The following is a 17,269-nucleotide window of genomic DNA, read 5'->3' on the forward strand; positions in this document are numbered from 1 at the left end:
TTTTTAATTATAAGAGTAGAAACCCTCTTTTGGGATTTCAACTAAATATGATTTTCTGCTACGGTTATTTAAATGTGGTTCACGTAACCAAGGGTTGTGTAGTTTTAAAATTTTATAGTTGATTCCAAATCTTTTTGCAAACTGAGTAAAGTCAGTAACAGCAGTATCCACTTCAACTTTATAGGTTGGAATATTGGTATATAAATCTTTTTCTCTAAAGTTAAATCCGTATTTTTTTGGATTCGATAAAATCTCTTTCAAGGCTACAATTCTAAAAAGATAACGTCCTGTTTCCTCGCCTAAAAGCAAATCATAATAATCAGTAACACCTTGTTCTTCAAGTCGTCTTGAAATTCCAGCATTTCCAGCATTATAAGCAGCTGCAGCCGAAGTCCACGAACCTAAACTTTCTTTTGCTTTTAAAATGTATTTACAGGCCACTTCAGTAGCCTTTTCTAAATGATAACGTTCGTCCACATTACTATTAACTTCTAATCCATTTTCTCTTCCTGTAGCTGGCATAATTTGCCAAACGCCCTTGGCTCCTGCCGGAGACACTGCATTTGTTAGTCCGCTTTCTATAACAGCCAAATACTTAAAATCATCTGGTACACCGTGTTTAGCTAAAATAGGCTCAATAATTGGAAAATATTTTTTGGCCCGCTTAAACATTAATAAGCCGTTGGATTGCCAATAGGTATTAACTAATAATTCTCTATCCATACGCTCTAAAATATCAGGATTTTGAAGTGGTACAGGCTCACCTGCAAAACTCAAATCTTCTGGAATTTGAAGTGCATAAATGTTATAATCATTAATTAATTTCGTTTCAAAATTTTCATCGGTAGGAGCATCTTGTAGGGCATAAATAAATAAGGCACATAAACTTAATAATCCCACCATCGCCAATGCTTTCTGTATTATCTTCATTTTTATAAGTTTTGGTTAAAATTAAAAAAAAATACCTTAGCTATCTAAAATAAGTTTAGGTAAATTTTCATTAAACCATTTATATTTATTAATGATAACTATGTGAGTTCCATTTTTTATCACAATACATCTCGTAATATATTTAATAGGAAAAACTGGGTCTTTATCTCCATGAATGTGTATAATTTCTTCATGACAATTTTCTTGATTCCAACATACCATCTCTTTTATAGCCCAACTTAAATATTTGCTATCGTTTACAGACAAATATTTTTTATAAAGTTCTAATCGTTTTACAATATTTTTACCAAATGCATATTTTTCAAACACATCAATTTTACTTGCTAAACTCGTTGGTGCCAAAAGATAAGCCTTAGTTGCTTTAGCTAAAAGCATACGCTTAGGTAATTCATTTTTAGTTTTAACACTTGAAACAATTATGAGCTTCCTAACATTTAAATATTTACTCATTTCCTGAACTAAAACACCACCAAAAGACACCCCTAACAATACAATATTTTCATGCTTTATGTTCTTTGAAAGCCTTAACGCATAATCACTTAAAGACTCATTATCATTAGGAATTAGCCACTCTAAAAAGTGCATTTTAAATTGAGTTTCGGGCAATTTAATATGCTCAAAAATTTTTGGGCTAGCTGCCATTCCTGGCATGAAATACACATGTATTATCTCTTGATCCATAAGGCATTAACCTTTAATTCCCTTTAAAATGTCGTTTTTTTTTCGTACTTTTGCACAAAGTTATAGAAATAGTACTCACTATTACGGATTTCCTAAAGAATTAAAACATTAAATTATTATGGTTGAAGCTGCAGAATTAATTGACAATGATTTTTTACGTCAATTTGAAATTAAAATTGATAATGATTTAGCAAAAATCGAATATTCATTACAAGAGCGAAAGATTTTTTTAACCAAACTTATTATTCCAGATACAATTAACAATGAAGAATTCAAAAAAGAATTTTTATCACTTGTATTTGAAGAAATTGAATCGCGTAACTTAAGCGTTATGCCTACATGTCCTGCAATTGCTAAATTTGTAAGGAGTAACAGAAAGTACAAACGTATGCTCCCTGTTGGAGTTAGAATTTAATTTTTCTAAAAAAAACAAAAAAGCCGAAACTATTAGTTTCGGCTTTTTTGTTTTAAAGTATTTTATTTTTCTGATAGACTAAAGTTAAATCTTTAGTCTCTACTATTTCGCTAAGATCTGCATTATACACTTCAAGTCTGTCTTCAAAAACAATTGAAATTTCAGTACCATCATAATATGCTTCTATTTCACCAATGTTAATTATCTCGCTAGACCTTGTATAAGAAGTTGCTAGACTAATAATGCCTTCAGTATCACATGTAACATTAAAACTATATAGATTCAATAAAGGATCTAATAAAATAATGTCTAAGTCTGGATTGAAGGTCGTGTTTAAAGAAACCACACCATTATCATCAAAAAATAAAGTTTCATTTCTCGCGCAGTCTATCTCGTTTAGAAGATTTGTATTCACTGTGCCATCATTATTAATATCAAAACCCCCGTCAATATTCCAAGCCGTTAATTCCCAAACACCTGTTAATGGATTGCTATCTGTTTCTTGATTGTCATCAGAAGAGCAACTGGCAAAACAAACTAAAATTAGGATAGCTAAGAGGTTAAAAATTACCTTATTCATTTTGGGGCATGATTAATTACTAGTAAAAATAATAGCGATTGTTTTAATTGCATAATTAATAGGCTAAAGGGCTTAAAATCAAGGTTTATAAGTTTAAAATGACCTCAATTAATTCATAAACAGCTTATCAAACTCAAATCTCACTAAACCATCTGCGTCAATTTCAGTTAATTCTACTTGATGTAAGGTATTAATCAACTCCGGATTCCATGGCGTTTTAACTTTAATATAGTTTTCAGTGAATCCATGAATAAATCCTTCTTTATTTTCGCTTTCAAATAATACCGTTCTTTTTGTTTTCAACTGACTTTCATAAAAAGCACGACGTTTTTTTACAGATAACCCTCGTAACATTTTGCTACGCTTACTTCTTACATTGTTTGGCACACCACCTTCCATTGTAGCCGCTTCGGTATTATCTCTTTCTGAATAAGTAAAGACGTGTAAATATGAAATATCTAACTCCGTTAAAAAATTGTAAGTTTCAAGAAATTCCTCATCTGTCTCACCCGGAAAACCAACAATAACATCTACTCCTATACAAGCATGAGGCATCACATCTTTTATCTTCTCTACCCTATCCACATACAATTCACGCATATAGCGACGCTTCATTTTTTTCAAAATAGCATTACTTCCTGATTGTAAAGGAATATGAAAATGAGGCACAAAGGCTCTCGATTTTGACACCAAATCAATGGTTTCGTTTTTCAATAAATTAGGCTCGATAGACGAAATTCGCAAGCGCTCAATTCCTTCTACTTGATCTAATTCGGTAACTAAATCTAAAAAGGTGTGTTCGTGTTTTTTATTTCCAAATTCACCCTTTCCATAATCACCAATATTGACGCCTGTAAGCACAATTTCTTTAATATTTTGCTTCGAAATTTCTTGCGCATTTTTTAAAACATTGGCCACGGTATCGCTTCTAGATATTCCTCTTGCCAACGGAATGGTACAATAGGTACATTTATAATCACACCCATCTTGTACTTTTAAAAAGGCACGTGTTCTATCACCAATGGAATAGCTACCAACGTAAAAATCGGCATCTTCAATTTCACAAGAGTGCACCTCGCCAAAGTCGTTTTTAGAAAGGTCATTTAAGTAATCCGTAATTTTAAATTTCTCAGTTGCTCCAAGAACCAAATCAACACCATGAACATCGGCTAATTCTTGTGGTTTTAGTTGTGCATAACAACCAACCGCAGCAACAAAAGCATCAGGATTTGCCTTTTGGGCTTGCTTTACAATAGTTTTGAATCGCTTATCGGCATTTTCTGTAACCGAACAGGTATTTATAACGTAAATATCTGCCTTTTCAGAAAAATCAACCCTATCAAAACCTTCACTATTAAAACTTCTGGCAATGGTAGACGTTTCTGAAAAATTCAGTTTACAACCTAAAGTATAAAAAGCAACTTTTTTATTCATTATTTTTATCATCCTGAGTTTGCATCAGGAAGGTTAAAAAATTTATCTTTACATTTAAAAGTCTGCAAATTTACAACTAATTACTTACATGATAAAACCAATTTTAAGTCGATCAATTACCTATTTATCAATTAGTTGCGTTATCATTTTGTTTTTTTCCTGTGACAAAAAATCAAAGATCGATAGAGACCACTTAGTATTTCGATACAACGAACACGCCAACATAAACACCCTCGACCCTGCATTTTCCAGAACTTTACAAGACACCTGGGTATGCAACCAACTGTTTAATGGGTTAGTTCAGCTGGATAGTGAATTAAATATTTTACCATCGATTGCAAAAAACTGGACTATTTCTGAGGATGGTTTAACATACACTTTTAATTTACGAAGCGATGTGTACTTTCATAAACATGAATTATTTGGAAAGGACTCCACTAGAACCGTTGTAGCAGATGATTTCGCCTATAGCTTAAACCGCCTAAAAGATGAAAAAATTGCAGCCCCTGGAAGCTGGGTATTAAATAAAGTAGCTAATTTTAGAGCAGTTAACGATACTATTTTTGAAATTAATTTAACACAACCATTTCCAGCATTTATAGGTTTGTTAAGTATGAAATATTGCTCGGTAGTACCAAAAGAAGTTGCTGATTATTACGGCACTGATTTTAGGTCGAATCCCATTGGCACAGGCCCATTTAAATTTAAGCGTTGGGAAGAAAATATTAAATTGGTTTTTAGACGAAACAATTTATATTTTGAAACTGATGAGCAAGGAATGTCACTCCCTTATTTAGAGGCTGTAGCTATTACTTTTTTACCCGATAAACAAAGTGAATTTTTACAATTCGCTCAAGGGAATATTGACTTCTTGAACAGTTTGGATGCCTCCTATAAAGACGAACTTTTAACTGCCGATGGAAAATTGAGGGCTAAATATGCTGAAACGGTAGATATGATTCGTGGCCCATATTTGAATACTGAATACCTGGGATTTTATTTGGATTCTGAAACACCAGAAATTAAATCTGAATTGATACGAAAAGCTATTAACTATGGTTTTGACAGAAAAAAAATGATGATTTATCTAAGAAACGGTATTGGTAATCCTGCGAATGGCGGTTTTATTCCGAAAGGATTACCGGGGCACAATACAACAATTGGGTTTACTTACCAACCTGAAAAAGCCAAACAACTGGTAGAACAATTTAAAAAGGAAAGCGGAATTACAAATCCTGAAATTACCTTAGTCACTTCTAGCAACTACCTAAGTTTTTGTGAATTTATACAGCGTGAACTTGAAAAAACAGGCTTAACCATTAATGTGGACGTGATGCCCGAATCTACATTAAGATCTGCAAGATCGAACGGCAAAGTAGATATGTTTAGAAGCTCATGGGTTGCTGATTATTTAGATGCTGAAAACTACTTATCGATATTTTACAGTAAAAATTTCGCACCCGATGGCTCCAATTACTTTCATTATAAGAGCGCTCTTGTAGATAGTTTGTACAACAAAGCATTTACGATAACCGATATTGAAAAACGAAAACACTTATATACCACCATTGATTCTTTAGCGATGCAAAAAACCATTATGGTGCCTTTGTATTATGATGAAGTGATACGCTTTACAAGAAAAAATGTAAAAGGCTTAGGAACCAATCCTATTAATTTATTGGATTTAAGGTACGTGAGAAAAGATTAGTCGTTTGGTATATTTCTACTTGTATAGTTTATCCCATCTTTTATATAAGGCAACGCCCAAATTTTAATCTCTTCTATATTGTTTGGTTTCTTCAAAAACATGCTCGAGAATGGCTTTATCTTGGTCTGAAAACTCGACATTTCGTCTAGCCATAACCACCGTGGCAACTTCGAAAGCTTTTTTTGTGAGATAGGTTGTAAATCCGCTATGGCCGCCCCAACTGAAACTTGGTACAAAATTACGCGGGAAACCGCTGCCAAATATATTAGCACTTACACCCACAACGGTTCCTGTATTGAACATAGTATTGATGCCACATTTGCTATGATCGCCCATCATAAGGCCGCAAAATTGCAGTCCTGTTTTGGCAAAACCTTGAGTTTGATAATCCCATAGACGCACTTCGGCATAGTTATTTTTTAAATTTGAATTGTTAGTGTCTGCACCTAAATTGCACCATTCGCCCAAAACAGAATTTCCTAAAAATCCATCATGACCTTTGTTTGAATACCCAAAAATAACAGAGTTGTTAACTTCTCCACCAACTTTACTAAAAGGCCCCACAGTAGTAGGCCCGTAAATTTTTGCGCCTAATTTTATACCCGCACCTTCGCAAAGTGCCAATGGCCCACGGATAATCGCGCCTTCCATTATTTCGGCATTTTTTCCTATATATATTGGTCCAGTACTGGCGTTTAATGTTGCAAATTCAAGCTTTGCGCCTTCTTCAATAAAGATATTTTCTGGCGCGATAACATTGTTGCTTGATGGTATTGGTTGCGACGTGTTCTCTTTAGTTAAAAGGGCAAAATCTTCTTGTATAGCTTCACCATTTTTTGAAAAGATATCCCAGGTGTTTTCTATCTTAATGATATCATCTGCTAATTCTATTGCTTCATAAGTATCAAAGTTAATATCATCCTGAGCTTCTTTCGTAAAAAAAGCAACAACATCTTCACCAGAAAAAATGGCTTGGTTTTCTGTTAAATCCCTTACCATTTCTACCAACTCTAAATTTGGCAGATACGATGCATTAATCATAATGTTTTCATCCATTTCTACCATTGGATATTTATCAGTCAAATAATCCTCGGTAACCGTAGTAGTGGTTGTTTTTAAAAAGGCCTCCCACTTTTCTCTTATGGTAAGTATTCCAACACGAATATCGGCAACGGGTCTTGTAAATGTAAAAGGCAATAAGTTATTACGCGACGGACCATCAAAAAGGATATAATTCATATGAAAGCGAATAGTTGAAGTTAAAAGTTTTATGTGCTATTTCTTAAAACTTATGGTTTAAACAAAAATAGATGAATTGTATATAATAAAAAAGCCTTCACATTTAAATATGAAGGCTTTTCTCTATATAGAATAAAACTAAATTTATTTTTTAAATTTAGAATATTTGTTTTTGAACTTATCAATACGACCAGCTGTATCTACTAATTTAGATTTACCAGTGTAGTAAGGATGCGATGTTCTAGAAATTTCCATTTTTACAAGTGGGTATTCAACACCGTCAACTTCTAATGTTTCGTTAGTATTTGCAGTAGATTTTGTTAAAAACACATCGTCGTTAGACATATCTTTAAATGCTACTATTCTATAATTTTCTGGATGTATACCTTTTCTCATCGCTAAATGCTTTTTATTCTTTCAATTTTGGAAGTGCAAATTTAAGTATTTTTTATAAATGCGCAATACTTTTTATAATTTTTTATTTTCAATACAAATGTAACGATTTAGTATCTTTGAATACTAACTAGTCAACTAACAAATTAATTTATTAATTATGGAAAAATCTTTAAAATCAATTGCCACAAATTACGGCCTTTATTTAGGTGTTCTTTTAGCCGCTGTAACGGTTTTAGCTTATGCTGTTAAATTAGAATTACTTACAAACATGTGGTTAGGCATCACCCTACTCATTGTTATTATTGTTTTTGGTATTATATCTATTGTTAAAGTAAAACAAGCACAGGGTGGATTTGCTTCTTTTAAAGAAGCATTTACCTCTTATTTTATTACGATTCTCTTAGGCCTGGTAATAAGTACCGTTGTTTCTTTTTTAATTTTTAACGTTGTTGATACTGATGCAGCTGAAACTCTAAAGCAAAAAACCATAGAGCAAACGGTGCAAATGATGGAAGGATTTAATACACCTGTTGAAGTTATTGATGAAACCGTAGAAAAAATGGAAGCTCAAAATCAATTTGGAATTGCTGGCGTTTTAAAAAACCTAGCAGGTCAATTGGTCCTTTTTAGTATTATTGGTTTAATTGTAGCGGCAGTTATGAAAAAAAGTAACCCAGACGCCGAATAATTTCAGTATTTTTGAATATTATTTTGAAATTATTCTAAATGCATATATCTGTAGTTATACCACTACTAAACGAAGAAGAATCCTTAACAGAATTACACGATTGGATTGCAAATGTTATGCAATCCAATCAATTTTCGTACGAAATTATTTTTATAGATGATGGTAGTACTGATAACTCTTGGAAAACCATTACGCAACTTGCTTCTAAAAACAACAACGTAAAAGGCATCCGTTTCCTTAGAAATTTCGGTAAATCTCAAGCGTTACATGCCGGTTTTTCTAAAACCAATGGCGACGTTGTTATCACTATGGATGCTGATCTACAAGACAATCCAGACGAAATTCCAGAACTTTATAACATGATCGTAAACGAAGATTACGATTTGGTTTCTGGTTGGAAAAAGAAACGTTACGACTCGGTAATTTCTAAAAACTTACCTTCAAAATTATTCAATTGGGCTGCAAGAAAAACGTCTGGAGTAAAACTACACGATTTTAATTGCGGTATCAAAGCCTACAAAAGTGATGTTATAAAAAACATCGATGTTAATGGCGAAATGCATCGCTATATTCCGCTGCTATCAAAAAACGCAGGATTCAATAAAATAGGTGAAAAAGTGGTACAACATCAAGCCAGAAAATATGGTCAAACCAAATTTGGCATGAATCGTTTCATATACGGTTTTCTAGATTTAATCACCATTTGGTTTTTGTCTCATTTTGGCAAACGCCCCATGCATCTCTTTGGTGCCTTGGGTTTTATCATGTTCGCCATCGGTTTTATATTTGCCACCTATTTAGGAATCGACAAGTTATTTTTAAATCCATCTGGAAGACTTATAACTCAACGTCCGCAATTTTACATAGCCCTAACAACTATGATTATTGGTACACAATTTTTCGTGGCAGGATTCTTAGGTGAACTCATTTTACGTAACAAAACAGACAAAAAACGCTACTTGGTAAAAGATGAATTAAATTTAAATTAATTTTTTTTGGCGCCTGCCTGCCGGTAGGCAGGTTACCATAAGGGTCGGACTATCACTACTCTCCCGATGATAATCGGGATCAAACAAACCGTTCAATCCCTATCGCAATAAAAAACACCCAACAAATCTCAAATTTAATTAGTAATTTTATCTTACCAATCAATAAATCTAAATATTCAACTTCAAAACGTAATTTATTTAAGAGTATTCTCTCACAATTCATTACTTTTGAATCACAAATTATTCTAACATTATGATACACATTGAACCAGCAATCCTAAAACGTATAAATACATGGTTAACACCATCGTTTGATGCCGATACACAAAAACTCATTAAAGAAAGTATAGCTAACAACCCAGCCGATATTCAAGAAAGTTTTTATAAAGACTTAGAATTTGGTACTGGTGGTATGCGTGGTGTTATGGGTGTAGGTACAAACCGAATCAATAAATATACATTAGGTAAAAGCACACAAGGTTTAAGTGATTATTTACATAAACAATTTCCAAACGAAACACCAAAAGCAGTCATTGCTTATGATTGTAGACACAATAGTAAAACACTTGCAAAAGTAGTTGCCGATGTGTTTTCTGCAAATGGCATAGAAGTGTATTTGTTTGAAGATTTACGTGCAACTCCAGAATTATCATTTGCTGTAAAACATTTAAACTGCCACTGTGGTATTGTTTTAACAGCTTCACATAATCCGCCAGAATACAATGGCTACAAAGTGTATTGGAAAGATGGTGGGCAATTAGTACCTCCTCATGATGGTGCAGTTATTAGTATGATTAATCAAATTGATTATGCTAATGTAAAGTTTGAAGCTAATAATAATTTAATTCATTTTATAGGAAAAGAAATTGATGATGCTTTTATTGATGCATCAGTAAAAAATGGTTGTGTTGGGGCTACTCAAAATGCCAAAGACAATCTAAAAATTGTTTTTACATCACTTCACGGTACTTCAATCACAGCTGTTCCTGAAACCTTAAAACGTGCAGGATACAAAAATGTATCGATTGTTAAAGAACAAGAAGTTCCAGATGGTGGATTCCCAACGGTAAAATCACCAAACCCTGAAGAACCAGCTGCCCTAAAAATGGCTCTTGAACTTGCTGAAAAAGAAGGTGCTGATATCGTAATAGGTACCGATCCTGATTGTGATAGATTAGGTGTTGCCGTTCGTAATTCTGATGGAAACTTACAATTGCTTAACGGTAACCAAACTATGGTGATGATGGTTGATTTCTTGCTTAAGCAGTGGAAAGCAGAAGGTAAAATAAAATGTAAAGAATTTATTGCCACTACAATTGTGTCTACACCAATGCTTACTAAGCTTGCTGATGCATACAACGTAGATAATAAAATAGTTTTAACAGGATTTAAATGGATTGCAAAATTAATCGTTGATTATCCTGAACTTGCTTTTATTGGTGGTGGTGAAGAAAGTTTCGGATTTATGGTTGGCGATTTCGTTAGAGATAAAGATGCTGTAACTTCTACCCTTTTAGCTTGCGAAATTGCGGCTATTACAAAATCTAACGGTAGTTCTTTTTTCGACGAGCTTGTTAAACTTTATGTAGAACATGGCTTTTACAAAGAAAAATTAGTCTCGCTTACTAAAAAAGGTATTGAAGGTGCTCAAGAAATCAAACAAATGATGATTGATGCTCGGGAAAACCCATTAAAAGTTATCAACGGATCGAAGGTATTAAAAATTGAAGATTACGATTTATCAATAGCCAAAAACATGCAAACCGGTAAGGAATCTAAAATTGATGTTCCAAAATCGAATGTTATTATTTACTATACAGAAGATGGTAGTCAAGTGGCATTAAGACCAAGTGGAACAGAACCAAAAATTAAGTTCTACGTAAGTGTTAACGCACCACTAAAATCTGTTAATGATTTTAAGGAAACAGAATCGATGCTAGATGCTAAGGCTGACGCTATTTTAAAAGACATGAAGTTAATATAATAACTCGTATCTTTGCACAACATTCACATGCTTTTATGGTAACATAAAAGCATGTTTTATAAACAGACGTATTTTATTTAATGAGTCATTTTACTAACATTCTTAAATATGCTAAACCTTATAAGAAATATGCGCTAGGACACATTATTTCTAATATTTTTTACGCATTATTTGGTACGTTGTCGTTTATAGCATTAAAACCGATGCTTGATGTTATTTTCGATAAAAAAAAGCAACCACCTACTACGGTTCCGAAGTTTACAAATCTCAACGAGATTGGAGATTTTGCTGAAGACTACTTAATCTATCACATGCATGACTTTACAGGTGGCGATAAATCAAAAGCTTTACTTTTTGTTATTCTACTTATTGTTGTTATGTTTTTGCTAAAAAATATTGCAGGGTATTTAGCAAACTATTTCATGGTGTTTTTACGTAATGGTGTCATCAGAGATATTAGAAACAAGGTGTACCAGAAAACTGTAGAATTACCGTTATCATTCTTTTCAGAACAACGTAAAGGTGATATTATTGCAAGAGTTACAGGCGATGTTAACGATTTACAATATTCTTTTCTGCCCGTTTTAGAAATCATCATTCGAGAACCTTTAACCATTTTATTTACCTTAATTGCAATGCTTATAATAAGTCCGCAATTAACCCTTTTCGTTTTTATATTCATTCCAATCATGAGTTTTGTAATATCCAGAATTGGAAAAAGTTTAAAACGAAAATCGGGTCGTGTTCAAAAAGAACAAGGTGTATTTCTTTCAACATTAGAAGAAACATTAACAGGATTACGTATTATTAAAGGCTTTAATTCTGAAAAAGAATTTAACGACAGGTTTCAAGAATCTACCAATAAATTTTACAACTTTTCTAATAAGTTATTAAACCGTCAAAACTTGGCATCACCAACCAGCGAAGTATTGGGGATTTTAATGGTTTCTGGAATTTTGTGGTATGGCGGCAATCTTGTACTTAGCGACGATGCCAATACTATATTAGATGGTAGCGCATTTTTGGTTTATATGACGCTTTCTTATCAAATTCTAACGCCTGCAAAAGCCATTACACGAGGCATTTATAATATTAAAAAAGGTGGTGCCGCAGCAGAACGAATTCAGGAAATACTCGATACAGAAAACCCATTAAAAGATAAAGAAAATGCCATTGAAATAGAAGGATTCCATTCTGATATCGCATTTAAAAATATTTCGTTTAAATATCAGGATGAGTACGTTCTAAAAAACTTATCACTTGATATTAAAAAAGGTGAAACTGTTGCCTTAGTAGGGCAATCTGGTAGTGGAAAGTCTACAATTGCAAACCTCATTACCCGTTTTTATCATGTTAATGAAGGTGAAATATTAATTGATGGTATTAACATTAATAATATCACCACAAGTTCTTTGAGAAAGCAACTCGGTCTTGTAACTCAAGAAGCCATATTATTTAATGATAGCATCAAGAATAACTTGAAACTTGGTAAAAAAGGTGCCACCGACGACGAAATTATAGAAGCATTAAAAGTTGCCAATGCTTGGGAATTTGTTAAAGATCTACCGAATGGTATAGAAACCAATATTGGCGATGCCGGAGGTAAACTTTCTGGCGGACAAAAGCAACGCTTAAGTATTGCTAGGGCTGTTTTAAAAAGTCCACCTATTATGGTTTTAGACGAAGCCACCTCAGCTCTAGATACAGAAAGCGAACGTCTCGTGCAAGTAGCGCTAGAGAATATGATGAAAAACAGAACTTCAATTGTTATTGCGCACAGGCTATCTACCATTCAAAAAGCTGATAAAATTGTGGTTCTTAACAAAGGTGAAATTGTTGAGCAAGGTAAACACGACGAACTTATTGCTCAAAAAGGCGTCTATCACAAATTAGTAGAAATGCAAAGTTTCGAATAGAAAAAGCACGTATAATTTTATGAAATAAAAAAAAGGATAGAGATTTGGGTTTCTATCCTTTTTCGTTTGGTTTTTGTTAGACTTGGGGACGACTAACAACATAAGTAGGTTTCGATTACAAACATAAAACATAAAAACTAATCTTACAACAAAAATTACACTTAATCGTTTATTTAATGCATTTCATCGATAGTAATTTAATTAACTTTCTGATAACCAATAAGTTATTTTTTTAGCCAAATTTTAAATATATAGGGTTAAACTTTTAGTATATTTAAGAGTCTAAAGACTAAACAATTGTTCGTGATTGACGAAGCACAATTTTTAACGAAGCTTAAATCAGAAAACCATAAAAACGAAGCCTTTAAAGAGTTATTAGAGCTCTATAAAGAACGTTTGTATTGGCACATCCGTAATATTGTGAAATCGCATGACGATGCCGACGATGTGCTACAAAACACGTTTATTAAAGTATTTAGAAACATAAACCAATTTAATGGCGATAGTAAATTATTTTCTTGGATGTATCGCATTGCAACAAACGAATCGATAACTTTTATAAACAAAAAAGCCAAACAATTACAAGTTAGTAATCAAGAAGTTCAGGAACTAGCGATAAACAATCTCCATTCAGATGTATATTTTGAAGGCGACGATATCCAAATTAAATTACAAAAGGCTATAGCAACGTTACCCGAAAAACAACAATTGGTTTTTAATATGAAATATTTTCAGGATATTAAATATTCAGAAATGGCCGAAATATTAGACACAAGTGAAGGCGCCTTAAAAGCGTCTTACCACATTGCAACAAAAAAAATTGAAGCCTATTTAACTCACAATTAAACCTTTTGGTAATTTTTTAGTCAAAGAAGCACAAGTAAAACAATGAAAAATAAAGACTTACATAATATAAAATCTACGGGCTTTAAAGCTCCAGATGACTATTTTAGTTCTTTTGATGAAAAAGTTTTTAGTAAATTAGATTCTGAAAGTACATTAAATACCATTAAAAAAACGGGGTTTAAGGTACCCGAAGATTATTTTGAATCAATCCAAGCAGAGACTTTATTAAAGCATGCTGAAAGAAAAGAAACGAAAGTCATTCCGCTTTTCAGTAAGAGAAACTTAATTTATATTTCTGGTGTTGCAGCTGCAATTTTATTGTTATTTAACCTTTCAATATTTGAAAAGAATCCTTCATTTGATAATTTAGAAACCAATGTTGTTGAAAATTACCTTATTGAAGAATATTTTAGCACTAATGATGATATTGCTGCTTTATTTACCGAAGATGAAATAGAACAACACGTAAGTATTGATCATGATTTTAGCGAATCTAATATTGAAGAATACCTATTAAACAATGCCGATATTGAATCGTTATTGTTCGATTAAAACATATGAAAATGAAAAAATTAGTCCCTATATTACTATTATTAATATCGTTAAACCTAACGGCTCAACACAAAAATCGAGACCGTGTTAAGGCGCTTAAAGTTGCTTTTATTACCGAAAAATTAGATTTATCAGAAAAAGAAGCACAAGCATTTTGGCCAATTTATAATGCTTTTGAATCAAAAAGAGCTAACATTAAATACAATGAGCTTCGAGGTATTAAAAAAGAAATTGACGAGAAAATTGAAACCATGACTAATGCAGAAGCAAGTAAACTTATTACTAGGATTAATAATGCTGAAAATGAAATGCACGAGCTTAAAATGGAATTCTCGAAGAAAATATTAGAAATTCTTCCTCCAAAAAAAGTGATTTTGCTAAAAACAGCAGAAGACGATTTTAAAAGGAAAATGTTCGAGGAATTTAAAAAACTTAAAAGAGAGAGAAATTAATTTTTCTCTTTTTTTTATTCTTTAAACAAAAGTTTCGAAATTCTGCCAGCACCAGCGGCATAAGCAATACTATCATTTAAAAACCTAATGGTATAAAAGCCTTCGTCACTTAAATGCTTCCAAGATTCGCCTGCGTCATTACTATAATCAATTCCTTTAAACCCAATGGCAACGAGCTCCTTGCCTTCTCTATTCGGCATGTACTGAACACAACTGCGGTATCCTGGATTTTGATTTTGCGCTACCAATTGCCATGTTTTTCCGCCATCGGTAGTTTTTATTTTATTGGCTGCATTATCGTCTGCCTTCGTGTAGTCACCACCAATAGCATAACCATTTAACGCATCATAAAAATCAATAGAATAAATCCCTTCCGTATCTTTTTCCTTAACTATAGGCGTATCAAAAACCTCCCAAGTTTTTCCTTTATCTGGTGAAAAATATACGCGACCAGCAGTTGTAGCTACCCAAGTGTTATCGCCTACAATAGCAATATTCGTATCGCTAGCAGCAAATGCCCCTTCGTTTTCAGTGCCTTTTGGTAATTGGTCACATGAGAGTTTGGTCCAGGTAAATCCGCTATCTCTAGTAATAATCACACTTAAACAACCATCAATAGAATCCCCTATTGCAATGCCTTCTTCTTCATTCCAAAATTCCATAGAATCATAGAAAACGTTATCATGATTTTCTTGGTAAACAATTTTGTTTTTTTCTAAATCGGCATCTAAACTGTACAATAATGCAGGGTTTCCAATTGTAATGCCAAATCCATTCTTCTTTGTTACCGCCAAAGCTCTAAAGTTTAATTGAAGTGAATCTGTCGACAGATTTACGGTGTGGTTATAAACGGTTTTATTTTTTAATGAATCCACATGTCTATAAAGAGCATTGGGCATTATTATTCCTAATTTACCTTTAGACGTTAAATATATTGGACCCGTAAATTCAGCCTTAACAATTTCTAAGGCTCTAACATCTAAAGTAGAATCTTGTACCAAAGTTTCAATTTCAACTTTAGTAATATTTCTATGCTTAATTATGTTCTCATTTTTAAACGCAAACAAAAAAATAACTAACAAAACTACAAGGATAACCTGTTTCATAAATTTAAATTTCCTTAAAAATAGAAAAGCTAAACCAATTAACTAATAAACGTTTAAACAAATACACATTTAAAAACGTAACTTTGCAGCCTTATTTAAAACATCATGCGATTACACAGAAACCTCTGCTTTGCAGTTATAGACGGATTAACCCTTATTTTTAATGAAGGGCACTATGCCGATAAAGTTATTCAGCAACTACTAAAACGCGACAAACGTTGGGGATCGAGAGATAGAGGCTTTGTTGCCGAAACCACCTACGATATTGTACGTTGGAAACGCCTTTATGCTGAAATTGCGGAAGTTAAAGAACCTTTTGATCGTGATAATTTATGGCGTTTATTTGCGGTTTGGGCCACCCTAAAAGGTATTAAATTACCCGATTGGAAATACTTTGAAAACACACCAACCCGCAAAATAAAAGGTCGTTTTGATGAGCTTACCAAAGTGAGAAAACTGCGAGAATCTATTCCAGATTGGATAGACGAAGTAGGTTTAGCAGAATTAGGTGAAGCCAAATGGACCAAAGAAATAGCAATGCAAAACGAGCAAGCCGAAGTTATTTTAAGAACCAATACTTTAAAAACCACCAAAGAAGACTTACAGAATATACTTTTTGATGAAGGCATTGAAACCGAAGCAATCAAAGGTTACGATTCTGCATTAAAATTAAAAGAACGTGCTAACGTTTTTGTAACCGATGCGTTTAAAAACGGACTGTTTGAAGTTCAAGATGCCTCGTCGCAACTGGTAGCCGAATTTTTAGATGTGAAACCAGGTATGAAAGTGGTTGACACTTGTGCTGGTGCCGGCGGAAAAACCTTGCACATTGCATCTTTAATGGAAAATAAAGGGCAAATTATTGCCATGGATATTTACGAAAGTAAGCTTAAAAAGCTGAAAATAAGAGCGCGTAGAAATGGGGTTCATAATATAGATATGAAAGTCATTGAATCTACAAAACCCATTAAAAAACTTTACGATAAGGCCGACCGTGTACTTATTGATGCACCATGTTCTGGTTTAGGTGTTTTACGTAGAAACCCTGATGCCAAATGGAAACTAGAACCTGAGTTTTTAGACCGCATTCGTGTTACCCAACAAGAAGTGTTACAACAATACTCTAGAATGGTGAAACCACAAGGTAAATTGGTTTATGCCACCTGTTCGGTATTACCCTCTGAAAACCAAAACCAAGTGAAAGCCTTTTTAAAATCTGAAGGCGGTGCTAATTTTACCTTAGTAAAAGATAAAAAAATATTGGCCCACGAAAACGGATACGACGGGTTTTACATGGCCCTATTGGAGCGTAAAGCTTAAATTTTGCAATGT

17 protein-coding genes are annotated in these 17,269 nt (G+C 33.2%); 10 read left to right on the forward strand and 7 right to left on the reverse strand.

Features of this window, described 5'->3' with window-relative positions; genetic code table 11:
- Positions 1–3 precede the first annotated feature (3 nt).
- Both BUA46_RS00230 and BUA46_RS00235 read right to left on the reverse strand, forming a co-directional pair.
- Entirely contained in the window at positions 4–930 is a 927-nt protein-coding gene (locus BUA46_RS00230; protein ID WP_019387114.1) for a lytic transglycosylase domain-containing protein, read from the reverse strand.
- A 36-nt stretch (positions 931–966) separates the two neighbouring features.
- Entirely contained in the window at positions 967–1,632 is a 666-nt protein-coding gene (locus BUA46_RS00235) for an alpha/beta hydrolase family protein (protein WP_019387113.1), read from the reverse strand.
- A gap of 118 nt (positions 1,633–1,750) precedes the next feature.
- On the opposite strand from BUA46_RS00235, the gene BUA46_RS00240 reads away from it, so the two are divergent.
- Positions 1,751–2,047 (forward strand): N-acetyltransferase, encoded by a 297-nt coding sequence (locus BUA46_RS00240; protein WP_019387112.1) that lies wholly within the window; start codon positions 1,751–1,753, stop codon positions 2,045–2,047.
- Between the two features lie 52 nt (positions 2,048–2,099).
- Here BUA46_RS00240 and BUA46_RS00245 read toward each other — a convergent pair whose 3' ends face one another.
- Together BUA46_RS00245 and mtaB are read right to left on the reverse strand one after the other, a co-directional pair.
- Complete coding sequence (locus BUA46_RS00245) at positions 2,100–2,627, reverse strand: hypothetical protein (protein WP_019387111.1); 528 nt, start codon at positions 2,625–2,627, stop codon at positions 2,100–2,102.
- A 108-nt stretch (positions 2,628–2,735) separates the two neighbouring features.
- On the reverse strand, positions 2,736–4,061 hold the full coding sequence (gene mtaB, locus BUA46_RS00250) for a tRNA (N(6)-L-threonylcarbamoyladenosine(37)-C(2))-methylthiotransferase MtaB (protein WP_019387110.1): 1,326 nt from the start codon (positions 4,059–4,061) through the stop codon (positions 2,736–2,738).
- A gap of 88 nt (positions 4,062–4,149) precedes the next feature.
- On the opposite strand from mtaB, the gene BUA46_RS00255 reads away from it, so the two are divergent.
- Positions 4,150–5,769 carry an ABC transporter substrate-binding protein gene (locus BUA46_RS00255; RefSeq protein ID WP_019387109.1) on the forward strand — a complete coding sequence of 540 codons (1,620 nt, stop codon included), beginning with the start codon at positions 4,150–4,152 and terminating at the stop codon, positions 5,767–5,769.
- 63 nt (positions 5,770–5,832) lie between these two features.
- On the opposite strand, the gene BUA46_RS00260 is transcribed toward BUA46_RS00255, so the two are convergent.
- Positions 5,833–7,008 carry a GlmU family protein gene (locus BUA46_RS00260; protein WP_019387108.1) on the reverse strand — a complete coding sequence of 392 codons (1,176 nt, stop codon included), beginning with the start codon at positions 7,006–7,008 and terminating at the stop codon, positions 5,833–5,835.
- Between the two features lie 144 nt (positions 7,009–7,152).
- Positions 7,153–7,404 (reverse strand): type B 50S ribosomal protein L31, encoded by a 252-nt coding sequence (locus tag BUA46_RS00265; protein ID WP_019387107.1) that lies wholly within the window; start codon positions 7,402–7,404, stop codon positions 7,153–7,155.
- A gap of 157 nt (positions 7,405–7,561) precedes the next feature.
- On the opposite strand from BUA46_RS00265, the gene BUA46_RS00270 reads away from it, so the two are divergent.
- The 7 genes from BUA46_RS00270 to BUA46_RS00300 all read left to right on the forward strand — a co-directional run bounded on the left by BUA46_RS00270 (position 7,562) and on the right by BUA46_RS00300 (position 14,831).
- Positions 7,562–8,092, forward strand: a complete 531-nt coding sequence (locus BUA46_RS00270; protein ID WP_019387106.1) for a DUF4199 domain-containing protein — start codon at positions 7,562–7,564, stop codon at positions 8,090–8,092.
- Positions 8,093–8,130: 38 nt separating this feature from the next.
- Entirely contained in the window at positions 8,131–9,081 is a 951-nt protein-coding gene (locus BUA46_RS00275) for a glycosyltransferase family 2 protein (protein WP_019387105.1), read from the forward strand.
- A gap of 253 nt (positions 9,082–9,334) precedes the next feature.
- On the forward strand, positions 9,335–11,065 hold the full coding sequence (locus BUA46_RS00280) for a phospho-sugar mutase (protein ID WP_019387104.1): 1,731 nt from the start codon (positions 9,335–9,337) through the stop codon (positions 11,063–11,065).
- An 80-nt stretch (positions 11,066–11,145) separates the two neighbouring features.
- The gene (locus BUA46_RS00285) at positions 11,146–12,981 is read left to right on the forward strand and encodes an ABC transporter ATP-binding protein (RefSeq protein ID WP_019387103.1); all 1,836 of its coding nucleotides are present in this window, start codon (positions 11,146–11,148) and stop codon (positions 12,979–12,981) included.
- A gap of 303 nt (positions 12,982–13,284) precedes the next feature.
- Entirely contained in the window at positions 13,285–13,827 is a 543-nt protein-coding gene (locus BUA46_RS00290) for an RNA polymerase sigma factor (RefSeq protein WP_019387102.1), read from the forward strand.
- A 42-nt stretch (positions 13,828–13,869) separates the two neighbouring features.
- Positions 13,870–14,379 carry a hypothetical protein gene (locus BUA46_RS00295; RefSeq protein WP_019387101.1) on the forward strand — a complete coding sequence of 170 codons (510 nt, stop codon included), beginning with the start codon at positions 13,870–13,872 and terminating at the stop codon, positions 14,377–14,379.
- A gap of 11 nt (positions 14,380–14,390) precedes the next feature.
- On the forward strand, positions 14,391–14,831 hold the full coding sequence (locus BUA46_RS00300; protein ID WP_072794721.1) for a hypothetical protein: 441 nt from the start codon (positions 14,391–14,393) through the stop codon (positions 14,829–14,831).
- 14 nt (positions 14,832–14,845) lie between these two features.
- Here BUA46_RS00300 and BUA46_RS00305 read toward each other — a convergent pair whose 3' ends face one another.
- The gene (locus tag BUA46_RS00305; protein ID WP_019387099.1) at positions 14,846–15,937 is read right to left on the reverse strand and encodes a WD40/YVTN/BNR-like repeat-containing protein; all 1,092 of its coding nucleotides are present in this window, start codon (positions 15,935–15,937) and stop codon (positions 14,846–14,848) included.
- Positions 15,938–16,042: 105 nt separating this feature from the next.
- On the opposite strand from BUA46_RS00305, the gene BUA46_RS00310 reads away from it, so the two are divergent.
- A complete protein-coding gene (locus BUA46_RS00310; RefSeq protein WP_019387098.1) occupies positions 16,043–17,257 on the forward strand; it encodes an RsmB/NOP family class I SAM-dependent RNA methyltransferase in 1,215 nt (404 codons plus the stop codon).
- Positions 17,258–17,269: the final 12 nt, after the last annotated feature.

The organism is Algibacter luteus (assembly GCF_900141715.1).
Classification (GTDB): domain Bacteria; phylum Bacteroidota; class Bacteroidia; order Flavobacteriales; family Flavobacteriaceae; genus Arenitalea; species Arenitalea lutea.